This window comes from Runella aurantiaca (genome assembly GCF_003339505.1).
Lineage (GTDB): Bacteria > Bacteroidota > Bacteroidia > Cytophagales > Spirosomataceae > Runella > Runella aurantiaca.
The window spans coordinates 39,449-50,131 of the sequence record NZ_QPIW01000042.1 but is presented as its reverse complement, the minus strand read 5'-3'; the positions used below and the strand labels follow the sequence as shown (position 1 = coordinate 50,131).

The window sequence follows — 10,683 nt, the reverse complement described above, 5'->3', positions numbered from 1 at the left end:
GACTATCAATTTGTTAAAAAGGACAAAAGCAAAGAATATGGCTGCTCAGATTGATCAATTCGCCGATAATTTTAACGCGTTAATGCTATTTATGACACAACAAAGAGTTTTATGAGAAAGCCCTGCACTAAAAAGCCCATCTGAAGCAACAAAGAAAAAGGAGTTATTGGCCAACAAGATATTTTTTGAATTAACGTTCAAATGGTAGTTAAATTAGTCCCCCCCTGAGAAGCATGAAAATCAAAAAGTTGACTCCAACAACGGCCAAATTGCCCGAAAATGAAAGAATCATTGGCGGTGATGCTACCCCCAAACTTTTCAATAAGCGTGACGTAAAGCAGACCGAAAGAGAATATCAGGAGTTTTTACAAAAAAAGAAAGAAGCTAAAAGGGATAAAATTCAAAAAAAGCCAAATGTGTAGAAATCTGTGTAAGTTTTGATATAAAAAAGGGGGTGAGGAATTGGTTGAATGCGTTGGATTGCTAGGGGATTTATGATGATTTTAATGAAATAGTAGCGAAGCAATAAAAATCTTAAATATCAAACTATTTCACATATAAATTTTAATTTATTTTTCAGCATTTTCAGACTGCATATTTTTCATTAAAATTATTTCATTAAAAACAAGTTGTTCTGATTCTGAAGGGTTTTTATTAGTATATTCTTCTACTAATAAATTACCATAATTAATTTTTGCATCAATAACCTCTGGAGTAGAATCTAATAATGAAAATAATTCAAATTGATTTTTTCTAGTATGCAAATATTGAAACAATGTTTTGTAAACTTCTAAAAAATCTTTGTGAGAAGAAGAGGTAAGGCCTTTGAAATATTCATTTATTTCAACTTTATATTTATTTATTCCAAAATCAACAATAGCAGAAGCAAAGTCACTTGTAGATTTTATAATATCATTTTCAAAAGAGTCTTTAATTCCAATTGAGATATATTTGGAAAATTCTTCTCTTAAATCACCATCTTTTAATAATGGATATATAAAATGCTGATAAAGAGCTACATTATACAAGTCTTTATATTGTTTATCATCCAATTTCAGCTTTCCATAGGCAATTTTAAATTTAGAAAATTGATCTACACTGATCTCTCGGGTTACTAAAATTGGAAGTAAGTTTACTATATCTTTTGGAACTTTCACTAATCTGTCAATAAGATGTGATGTTTCTTCATTTTTTATTTTAATAAATAATCCAAAAATATCCTTTTGGATTAAGTTATTTAAATCTTCTACTTCCTGCTTTATTTTCTGATTCTTTAAAAGAAGTTCTCTATTTTCTTCTCCTATCTTAACAACTTTTCTTTCCGTAAAAGTTATATATACACCTAAAAAAATTGCAGCAATGCTAAATAATATCCCAAAAACTGTCAAGTTATAAGTTGCCGCATCTAGTTGTTTTGATATGCTTTCAAGTGTCTTTTCATTTATCTTTTCTTCAGTATCTAGTTTTTTTACAAGGTCTTCATATTTATTAGAAAACTCAACTTTTGTTAAAGCTTCCTTCTCTAGTATGTTTATTTTATTCAATAATAAAGAGTCTGTTGTTTGCTGAGCAAAAAGCGAAACCTTTACAATAAATAGCAGAAAAGTTAAGTAAAGTTTCATATTAGAGATATTGGCTTAGAAATTAATATTACCAGCTTTACTGGTAAAGGCCATCCACCAAACGGTCATAAGAAAAATTGAAAATAATAGGCAAAAAAAAGGCTGTAAATCGTTGATTTACAGCCACTTGCAGAGAGAGAGGGATTCGAACCCCCGGACCTGTAACAGTCAACGGTTTTCAAGACCGCCGCATTCGACCACTCTGCCATCTCTCTAAAACTTCCCAAAACCATTGTTTTGGGACTGCAAAGGTAGCTGTTTTTCGTGGCTTGTCAAGTCTTTTTACCAAAAAAAATAACAAAATAATGTAAAAAAACTTCGCTTTAAGACCGTTAACACAGCAATATTTTGATTCTCAAATACTTATATTTACCCAAGCGCCTGGGCTAAATCCGCAATTAAATCATCAACGTGCTCTAATCCGACCGAAATACGCAGCAAATTCTTTGGACTAACCGAATGAACGCCCTCGGCCGTGGCCCGGTGTTCAATCAAACTTTCTACGCCTCCCAAGCTCGTGGCCCGGATAAACACCTTAACTTTGCTTTTAATAGCCAAGGCTTCTTCCGCCCCACCTTTTACCTGAATCGACAACATCCCCCCACCCGATGCCATCTGACGCTTGGCCACTTCGTACCCAGCGTGGCTTTCCAAAAAAGGATAATGAACGGCTTCTAATTTGGGATGGGTGCTCAAATATTCAGCCAATTTAGCGGCATTTTCTGATTGCTGTCGCACCCGAAGGGCCAAGGTTTTAATGCCTCGGACAATCAGCCAACAATCAAAAGGCGACGGTACCGCCCCACCCAAGGCCTGAATCATCCGGGCTTTTTCGGCCAATGCACCATTGTCCTTAAAAATCAAGGCCCCGCTCAACAAATCGCTATGACCACCAAAATACTTCGTGGCCGAATGCATCGACACATCACACCCCAAATCAAGCGGGCGTTGCAACACCGAAGTAGCCCACGTATTGTCGCAGGCAGAATAGGCCCCTTTGGCCCGCGCCAGTTCAGCTACTGCCTTTATATCCGTAATTTTTAATAAAGGATTGGAGGGCGTCTCCATCCAAACCAACTTCGTATTGGGCTGAAATGCCCCTTCTACCGCCACGAAGTCGCTCATATCGACCTTCGAAAATTGAAGCCCCCACAAACTCAGTACATCCTGCAACAACGCGGGCGTTCCATAATACGCATCGTCGGGAATGATGACGTGGTCGCCCGGAAGCAGGCATTGAAACAAGGTGGTCGTTGCGGCCTGTCCCGACGCAAATGCCATTCCTACCTGTCCACCTTCCAGCGCGGCGTAGGCCTTTTCCAAGGCATTACGGTTGGGATTGCTGGCCCGGGTGTAAATATGTCCGTGCGGAATACTGCTGTCAGGCTCCCGCTCAAAGGTCGTAGAAAGATAAATAGGGGGCACGACCGCGCTCGCGTTGGCGTCATGAAATTGGGTACTCTGAATGGCAAGTGTTTCGAAATTCATAGATTTTTGGGCATTAATATGTTAAATCCAGCAAGTACCGTGGAATCAGGTTTAGCGCCTTTTTTATTCCTAACTCCATTTTCCGTTTATCCGTTTTCTGTTGGGCCATTTTCTGGAAAAAATTTCTATTTTCATTGGTTAAACACAATTTTACACCAATTCTTTTTGAAACAAAAATTAGTTGTGTAGGTTTGCAATTAGTATGCAAGCAGAATAAATTACCCAGCCATCAGCAAATTTATTTTCAGAATGTAATATAAAGAACCGATTCATGTCTTTTGAAACCTTTTCCCTGACCATCGAAAATTACGTTGCGCAAGTGGTTTTTAACCGTCCCGAACGCGCCAATGCCCTCAACCAAAAAGCCTGGCAAGAAATGAAGGCTATTTTTGAGGAACTAGACGAAAATGAGGACGTCAGAGTAATCATTTTAAGGGGCAACGGCCGACATTTTTGTGCGGGCATTGATTTGGAATTATTGATGCAAGTGGCCCAATCAGCGCAAAAATGTGAAGGTCGGAAGCGAGAGAATCTTCGCCGACAAGTGCTTGATTTACAAGCCCCCATCAATGCCATTGAGCAGTGCAGCAAGCCCGTTTTGGCGGCCATTCACGGCGGGTGCATCGGCGGCGGAGTCGACATCGTCAGTGCGTGCGACATGCGCTACTGCACCCACGACGCTTTTTTTACCATCAAAGAAATCGACATGGGCATGGTAGCCGATTTGGGAACTTTACAGCGACTGCCCAAAATTATCCCGTCAGGTATTGCGCGCGAAATGGCCTACACAGGACGAAACGTATCGGGCCAGGAAGCCGAGCGAATCGGCCTGACCAATCGTAGTTTTGTGGATGCCGACACCATGCTGGCCGAAGTCATGAACATTGCTCAGGTCATTGCCGCCAAATCTCCGCTTTCCATTCGGGGCACCAAAGCCATCCTGAACCACAGCCGCGACCACTCCGTGGCCGATGGATTGGAGTACATGGCCACTTGGAATGCCGCCATGCTCCTCTCCGACGACCTCACGGAAGCCTTTCAAGCCAAAATGCAAAAACGCGATGCCTTGTTTCGGTGAAAAGCGCCAGAAGTAAGAAACTGGAGGTAGGAAATAAGAAATCAGAACTTCAAAATTTATAAAATCGTCATTCAAAACTCCTGAATCAATGAATTTTTCTCAACCCATGCTGCGCGACGGGTCGCTTGCGGGCAAAACCATCATCGTAACGGGCGGCGGCACGGGCCTTGGTAAATCCATGGCCAAATATTTTCTTGAATTGGGGGCCAACGTCGTAATATGTAGCCGCCGGTTGGCCGTTTTGGAAGCAACCGCCCAAGAGCTAACCGAAGCCACAGGTGGACAAGTACTACCTGCCGAGTGCGACGTTCGCAAACCCGAACAAATAGAAGCCGTCATTGAAGCGGCCATTGCTCGTTTTGGCGCGGTGCATGGGTTGGTCAACAACTCCGCCGGAAATTTTATCAGCCCTACCGAGCGCCTTTCGTACAAAGCCATCGACACGGTCGTTGATATTGTACTGCGCGGCACGTATTATTTTACGCTCGCCATCGGTAAGTATTGGATTGATAATCAAATCAAAGGAACAATCCTCAACATCTCCACTACCTACGCATGGACGGGCTCGGGCTGGGTCGTCCCGTCGGCAATGGCCAAAGCGGGTGCCCTTGCCATGACTAAATCGCTGGCCTATGAGTGGGGCAAGTACGGCATTCGTCTCAATGCCATCGCCCCGGGGCCGTTTCCGACCAAAGGCGCTTGGGACCGTTTATTTCCGAAAGAATTGGCTGAAAAATTTGCCTTTGAAAACCGCATTCCGTTGAATCGCACGGGAGAGCATCAGGAATTGGCTAATTTGGCCGCTTATCTGATGTCTGACTTCTCGGCCTATATGACAGGTGAAGTGATTACGCTCGACGGCGGCGAAGTGCTCAACGGCGGCCAATTTAATTTTCTGCACGAAGTCACGCCTGAGATGTGGGATGTGCTGGAAGCACAAATTAAAAACGCCAACCGAGCCAGCAAGCAGGAGGGTAAAAAAGAATCCTAAAAGGCCATAAATCGAAAATAAAAAGGCGACAAAACCACGTTCTTGCTTTTTAGAAACAAGAAATTGGATTTTGCCGCCTTTTAGTAGATGTATACCTACTTACGACGCAGTTTTGCTTCAATCGTCTGCTGGGTATGTGGTACCGCCCGCAAACGCTCTTTTGGAATCAACTTACCTGTGTCAATGCAAATACCATAAGTGCCATTTTTGATACGCACAAGGGCATTTTCAAGTTGAGTAATGAATTTTTGCAGGCGCGCCGCCGATTGGCTCATTTGTTCGCGTTCGCTCGTATCCACATCTTCCATCAATTTGGTCGCGGCACCAGTGTTGTCGGTTCCGCTGTCATTTTTGCGGCTCAATGTGTCTTTGATGTACGCTAATTCATTGCGCGCTGCGTCTAGTTTTTGGTTGATGATACCTTCGAACTCTTTCAGCTCTTCTTCAGAGTAACGTTTTTTGTCTTCCTGTACAGTCATATAAAAATTCCGGTTTGGGGTAAAAACTTAACGGCGGAAGTTAATTAAGGCGCAAAAATACGCTTTATTCTTGTCCTACAAACCATTTAATGTTACCGTTTAATAAAAAGGTATTTTTTTTTGATTCTACAAATCCCCCCAAACACCATGGATTATTTGGGAAATAGTGGCCTTCCCCCTACACTATTCGCCACACAGTTAGATAGTTAATACAACCTTCTTCTTTTAAAAATTGTACAATACCAAGACAAAACTATATTTCTACCTTTTTCGTTTTAATCCTGTTAAGTTTGCAACTGAAAACTCCCCCTTTAAGCGCAGCCAATAGGGCGTGTTTTTTTATCAACAAATGAATATTCCAAACAATCAGAATTTACAAACAATGATGACTTACATTGAGCCAGCTCCGATAAAAGATAAGGAGAATCCACTGGAGTCTATGATGTCGCGCTTTGACAAAGCAGCCGAATTATTGGGTATCAGCGACGAAATGTACCATATCCTTAAAATGCCTCGAAAGCAAGTCGTCGTGGGCCTACCCGTAACGATGGACAACGGACAAATCAAGGTTTTTGAAGGGTATCGCGTTATTCACTCTACCATTCTGGGGCCTTCTAAAGGCGGAATTCGATTCGACATGGGGGTAAACATTGACGAAATCAGGGCCTTAGCCGCTTGGATGACGTGGAAATGCGCCGTGGTTGACATTCCTTACGGAGGTGCCAAGGGAGGAATTGCCTGCAACCCACGCGAAATGTCGGCGGGAGAGATTGAGCGACTAATGCGTGCTTATACCACCGCCATGCTCAACGTATTCGGTCCCGACGAAGACATCCCCGCCCCCGACATGGGCACTGGCCCGCGCGAAATGGCTTGGTTGATGGACGAATACTCCAAAGCCAAAGGCATGACCGTGCAGGGAGTTGTAACGGGCAAACCGCTGGTATTGGGCGGCTCGCTCGGCCGAACCGAAGCTACCGGACGCGGCGTAACCGTTTCGGCGCTTTCGGCGATGGAAAAGATGCGTATCAATCCGTACCGCGCCACCGCCGCCATTCAAGGATTCGGCAACGTGGGTATGTACGCGGCAGCTCTACTCCACGAACGCGGTGTAAGCGTACAGGCCATCAGTGATATTTCGGGGGGGTATTATAATTCCAACGGAATCGACATTGAAGCAGCCATGGCCTACCGAAATGCCAACGGTGGAATGTTGGAAGGATACACAGGAGCCGAAAAAATCACCAATGAAGAATTACTTTCTCTGCCCGTAGATGTGCTCGTTCCTGCGGCCAAAGAAGACGTAATCACCCACGAGAATGCCGCCGATATACAGGCAAAAATGATTGTGGAAGGTGCCAACGGCCCAACTTCAGCCAGCGCCGACGCCATTATCAACAACAAGGGAATCATGGTTGTGCCCGACATTCTGGCCAACGCGGGCGGGGTAACTGTTTCGTACTTTGAATGGGTTCAAAACCGCATCGGTTACAAATGGAATTTGGAACGCATCAACCGCCGCTCAGACCGTATCATGAAGGATGCCTTTGAAAATGTATACGCTACCTCTCAAAAATACAAAGTAAATATGCGCTTGGCGGCTTACATTGTGGCCATCGACAAAGTGGCCAGCACTTACAAATTCCGTGGTGGTTACTAATAAAGTAATGCGCTGTGAGTAGCGAGTAGTGAGAAGATTGTTATTTTTGCGAGGCGATAGGCTCAAACCTATCCCTCGCATTTTTTATTTTACCTATACGTAAACATGACTATTCATAAAGAAGGCACAGCCAGCATCGGATTAGCGGCTCTTTTTGTACTGATAACCAACGGATTGGTCCGCTATTTCTGGGGAGAATTAGATTGGTTGACCACGGCTTGGCTGGTCGCTTCCCTTATATTTTTCTTTATCATCCTTCAGTTTTTCCGAAAACCAGCCCGTGTTTTTTCTATCAATTCAAAACACGTCATTGCCCCGTGTGATGGAAAAGTGGTCGTCATTGAAGAGGTCATTGAAACTGAATATTTCAAAGGGCCACGCCGTCAGGTGTCGATTTTTATGTCACCCATCAATGTACACATCAACTGGAATCCCATTGCGGGGGTTGTCAGTTATTTTAAGTACCATCCTGGCAAATACTTAGTGGCTTGGCACCCAAAATCCAGTACCGAAAACGAGCGCACTACCACCGTTATCAAAGCTCCTAACGGCGTAGAAGTACTTTTTAGGCAAATTGCCGGCGCATTGGCCAAACGAATTGTGTGGTACGTAAAAGAAGGGCAACAAGTAGCCCAAGGCTCCGAAATGGGCTTTATTAAATTTGGCTCACGGGTAGACCTTTACTTACCCTTAGACGCCAAAATACTTGTCAATTTAGAAGATAAAACGAAGGGCGGAATTACCGTGTTGGCCGAATTAAAATAAGTGTTGTTGCCTTTGTTTCATCATACGCATTACCTAAACAAACTATGCTATCAACTTCTACGACTGAATCTACTTCTCGTTACGAAAATCTTGACCAAATGAGTGTTCGGGAACTGCTCATCAACATCAATAACGAAGACAAAACCGTACCCTACGCCGTCGAAAAGGCCATTCCACAGATTGAGGATTTGGTCGAACAAATTGTGATTCGGATGAAACAAGGAGGACGTCTTTTCTACATTGGGGCAGGCACAAGCGGTAGATTAGGGGTAGTAGATGCATCAGAATGTCCGCCTACTTACGGTGTTCCTTTTGATTTGGTCATCGGGTTGATGGCTGGGGGCGACCAAGCCATTCGGCGGGCGGTTGAAAATGCCGAAGACGACCCCGAACAGGCATGGATTGACCTAAAAGCCTACGAAATTGATGAATTGGACTCACTGGTAGGCATTGCGGCCTCTGGTCGAACCCCTTACGTGATTGGTGGATTGCAGAAAGCCCGCGAATCTGGCATTCTGACGGGTTGTATCGTGTGCAATACGGGTTCGGCGGTAGCTTCCGCCGCAGAGTATCCCGTCGAAATTGTCGTAGGCCCAGAGTTTGTCACGGGCAGTACGCGCATGAAATCAGGAACCGCCCAAAAACTGGCGTTGAACATGATTTCAACCTCGGTGATGATTCAGCTGGGGCGCGTGAAAGGCAATAAAATGGTCGATATGCAAATGACCAACTATAAATTGGTGCAACGGGCCATCCGCATGGTCAGAGAAGAGCTTCCTCACCTAAGCGCAGAAGAAGCGCAGACGCTGCTAGAAGCCCACGGAAGCGTACGCAATGCCGTAGAAGCGGGCAGAAAGAGCTAAAAATGAGACCGATTTGGGACGCGCTTCGCAAACACCTGCGGCAAGACTTCCGTTGGGAGCTTTACGGAACCCTTGCCTTGTTTTTAGTTTTGTTAATAACGTTCAATTACTCGGTCAATCTCGAACGTGCCATCATTGATAGCTACCGGGGCAATCCGCTACGTATTGTCTGGTATTTTCTGCTCTACTGTTTTGCGTATTACGGGGGTTTATTGATTTATCTGGGTTTTACCAAAGAATGGTGGCGCATCAAAAATCCCAGATTTTGGCTCTATAGCCTGTTTATTTTGGCCGTTTTGGGGCTTGACGGAGGCTTTTACGGGTACAATTCCCTGAGTCGAACCCTCTTTGATGGCGCGGTATACAGCTATCTGTTTCATTGCTTCACCAATGTATCTTCGGCGTTGACCGTTTTTCTACCATTGGCTCTATTTTATTATTTTGTCGATAATCAGCGCCATCATTTTTACGGACTTCAACCCAAATGGACCAAGTTAAAGCCTTACTTTATACTTGTTTCGTTGATGCTTCCACTGATTGCGTGGGCCTCTTTTCAACCTGATTTTTTACGCTCCTATCCCACTTATTTTGACTCCAACGCCGACGAATATTTCGGGGTGTCGCGCTGGGTTACGACCTTGCTTTATGAGTTGTTGTATGCGTTTGACTTTGTGTCTACCGAGCTGATGTTCAGGGGGGTTATGGTCATCGGAATGGCCCATTTATTGGGCAGAGGTGCCATCATTCCCATGGTAGTATGCTATGCTGCACTGCATTTTGGCAAGCCCCTCGGCGAAACCATCGGCTCCATTTTTGGCGGGTATATCTTGGGCGTAATAGCGCTAGAATCACGTAGTATTTGGGGCGGTATCATCGTACACGTGGGTGTGGCATGGATGATGGATTTGGCCGCATGGCTACAAAAAATGTAGCCATCTCCCTATTTATTTCCCTTCTGGAAAAACAAACACTTTATTATCCAACGTGGGATTAATGGCTATTTTCTCGATGATAATCGTCTGCCCTTCTTGTCCACTTATTCGATAACGCATTTCAAAAGGGAACATTATTCCATCTACTTTTTGGAAGTTATTGTACATGATTTCCTGCGGGATACCCCTTACGGGTCCATTATTTATCAAACCACGCGACATTAAAAGGTTGAAATTTTGAGCGTCAAAGTAGTAAACCATGCTGTTTTCTTCCACTTTTTTATTACGCTTTAGGGCTTTTTTGGTCAGTTTAAGCTTAATACAATCCAAATTACCCACTTTTTCCCGTCCTTGCGCCTCTAGTGTGTAGCCTTTGGACTTGTAATCTAGAAAAGGATTAGGAAAATCGGCATCTGCTTCTTGCTGGATATTATACGTATCCTCCTCCGACATGATTTCGGGAAGTTTTGTCACGGCATTGGTTGACCACGCGGCTTTTCCATCATACGCCGTCTGAACAAACTCGACTCCGTTGACTACCGTAACCATTTTTAGTTTTCCACCCTTTTCTTGAAGTATCGTTACGGGAATTTCCACCGACTGCATTTTGATTTTCCCTTCCATTCGAAGGGATTTAATGGTCGATAATTTGTCTTTGCCACCCGTTTGATTTAAGTAACCATTCACAACTTCATCGGGAGTTTGCGCCCTCACCGCCACTGCCATTAACCCCAACGCAACAAGCACCATTGATTTGATTGTGTTCATTCTTCTTCCGTTAATTTGCGAGATATTTTGTAATAAA

Annotated in this window: 11 protein-coding genes and 1 tRNA gene; 7 read left to right on the top strand and 5 right to left on the bottom strand. The window is 44.0% G+C overall.

All coding sequences use genetic code 11. The annotated features are described in order from the left end of the window. The first annotated feature begins 233 nt into the window (after positions 1-233). Positions 234-422, top strand: a complete 189-nt coding sequence (locus DVG78_RS28665) for a hypothetical protein (RefSeq protein WP_114464449.1) — start codon at positions 234-236, stop codon at positions 420-422. A 147-nt stretch (positions 423-569) separates the two neighbouring features. On the opposite strand, the gene DVG78_RS28660 is transcribed toward DVG78_RS28665, so the two are convergent. The 3 genes from DVG78_RS28660 to DVG78_RS28650 all read right to left on the bottom strand — a co-directional run bounded on the left by DVG78_RS28660 (position 570) and on the right by DVG78_RS28650 (position 3,110). Beyond that, entirely contained in the window at positions 570-1,622 is a 1,053-nt protein-coding gene (locus DVG78_RS28660) for a hypothetical protein (protein ID WP_114464448.1), read from the bottom strand. A 130-nt stretch (positions 1,623-1,752) separates the two neighbouring features. Beyond that, positions 1,753-1,837 (bottom strand) — tRNA-Ser (locus DVG78_RS28655). 154 nt (positions 1,838-1,991) lie between these two features. Further along, complete coding sequence (locus DVG78_RS28650; protein WP_114464447.1) at positions 1,992-3,110, bottom strand: trans-sulfuration enzyme family protein; 1,119 nt, start codon at positions 3,108-3,110, stop codon at positions 1,992-1,994. A gap of 271 nt (positions 3,111-3,381) precedes the next feature. Between DVG78_RS28650 and DVG78_RS28645 the strand changes: the two genes are divergently transcribed. Together DVG78_RS28645 and DVG78_RS28640 are read left to right on the top strand one after the other, a co-directional pair. Next, positions 3,382-4,188 carry a crotonase/enoyl-CoA hydratase family protein gene (locus tag DVG78_RS28645; protein WP_114464446.1) on the top strand — a complete coding sequence of 269 codons (807 nt, stop codon included), beginning with the start codon at positions 3,382-3,384 and terminating at the stop codon, positions 4,186-4,188. A gap of 88 nt (positions 4,189-4,276) precedes the next feature. Further along, positions 4,277-5,179, top strand: coding sequence for an SDR family oxidoreductase (locus tag DVG78_RS28640; protein WP_114464445.1), 903 nt, complete (start codon positions 4,277-4,279; stop codon positions 5,177-5,179). A gap of 95 nt (positions 5,180-5,274) precedes the next feature. Here the strand turns inward: DVG78_RS28640 and DVG78_RS28635 are convergent, their stop codons facing one another. Next, positions 5,275-5,658: a TraR/DksA family transcriptional regulator gene (locus DVG78_RS28635; RefSeq protein WP_114065904.1), complete on the bottom strand. Its 384-nt coding sequence runs from the start codon at positions 5,656-5,658 to the stop codon at positions 5,275-5,277. A gap of 385 nt (positions 5,659-6,043) precedes the next feature. Here DVG78_RS28635 and DVG78_RS28630 point away from each other — a divergent pair, with 385 nt between their 5' ends. The 4 genes from DVG78_RS28630 (at position 6,044) to DVG78_RS28615 (ending at position 9,878) form a co-directional block, all read left to right on the top strand. Then, on the top strand, positions 6,044-7,318 hold the full coding sequence (locus tag DVG78_RS28630; protein ID WP_114464453.1) for a Glu/Leu/Phe/Val family dehydrogenase: 1,275 nt from the start codon (positions 6,044-6,046) through the stop codon (positions 7,316-7,318). Between the two features lie 105 nt (positions 7,319-7,423). Continuing rightward, a complete protein-coding gene (locus DVG78_RS28625) occupies positions 7,424-8,083 on the top strand; it encodes a phosphatidylserine decarboxylase family protein (RefSeq protein WP_114464444.1) in 660 nt (219 codons plus the stop codon). A gap of 44 nt (positions 8,084-8,127) precedes the next feature. Then, positions 8,128-8,946 (top strand): N-acetylmuramic acid 6-phosphate etherase, encoded by an 819-nt coding sequence (gene murQ / locus DVG78_RS28620; protein ID WP_114464443.1) that lies wholly within the window; start codon positions 8,128-8,130, stop codon positions 8,944-8,946. A gap of 2 nt (positions 8,947-8,948) precedes the next feature. Beyond that, positions 8,949-9,878, top strand: a complete 930-nt coding sequence (locus DVG78_RS28615) for a CPBP family intramembrane glutamic endopeptidase (RefSeq protein WP_114464442.1) — start codon at positions 8,949-8,951, stop codon at positions 9,876-9,878. Positions 9,879-9,890: 12 nt separating this feature from the next. Here DVG78_RS28615 and DVG78_RS28610 read toward each other — a convergent pair whose 3' ends face one another. Beyond that, complete coding sequence (locus DVG78_RS28610; protein WP_114464441.1) at positions 9,891-10,646, bottom strand: hypothetical protein; 756 nt, start codon at positions 10,644-10,646, stop codon at positions 9,891-9,893. Between the last annotated feature and the right edge of the window lie 37 nt (positions 10,647-10,683).

What these genes read in the sequence shown, in the direction of transcription:
- DVG78_RS28660 (WP_114464448.1), bottom strand. Translation starts at nt 1,622, where the DNA reads ATGAAACTTTACTTAACTTTTCTGCTATTTATTGTAAAGGTTTCGCTT.
- DVG78_RS28640 (WP_114464445.1), top strand. Translation starts at nt 4,277, where the DNA reads ATGAATTTTTCTCAACCCATGCTGCGCGACGGGTCGCTTGCGGGCAAA.
- DVG78_RS28615 (WP_114464442.1), top strand. Translation starts at nt 8,949, where the DNA reads ATGAGACCGATTTGGGACGCGCTTCGCAAACACCTGCGGCAAGACTTC.
- DVG78_RS28645 (WP_114464446.1), top strand. Translation starts at nt 3,382, where the DNA reads ATGTCTTTTGAAACCTTTTCCCTGACCATCGAAAATTACGTTGCGCAA.
- DVG78_RS28665 (WP_114464449.1), top strand. Translation starts at nt 234, where the DNA reads ATGAAAATCAAAAAGTTGACTCCAACAACGGCCAAATTGCCCGAAAAT.
- DVG78_RS28610 (WP_114464441.1), bottom strand. Translation starts at nt 10,646, where the DNA reads ATGAACACAATCAAATCAATGGTGCTTGTTGCGTTGGGGTTAATGGCA.
- DVG78_RS28650 (WP_114464447.1), bottom strand. Translation starts at nt 3,110, where the DNA reads ATGAATTTCGAAACACTTGCCATTCAGAGTACCCAATTTCATGACGCC.
- murQ (WP_114464443.1), top strand. Translation starts at nt 8,128, where the DNA reads ATGCTATCAACTTCTACGACTGAATCTACTTCTCGTTACGAAAATCTT.
- DVG78_RS28630 (WP_114464453.1), top strand. Translation starts at nt 6,044, where the DNA reads ATGACTTACATTGAGCCAGCTCCGATAAAAGATAAGGAGAATCCACTG.
- DVG78_RS28625 (WP_114464444.1), top strand. Translation starts at nt 7,424, where the DNA reads ATGACTATTCATAAAGAAGGCACAGCCAGCATCGGATTAGCGGCTCTT.
- DVG78_RS28635 (WP_114065904.1), bottom strand. Translation starts at nt 5,658, where the DNA reads ATGACTGTACAGGAAGACAAAAAACGTTACTCTGAAGAAGAGCTGAAA.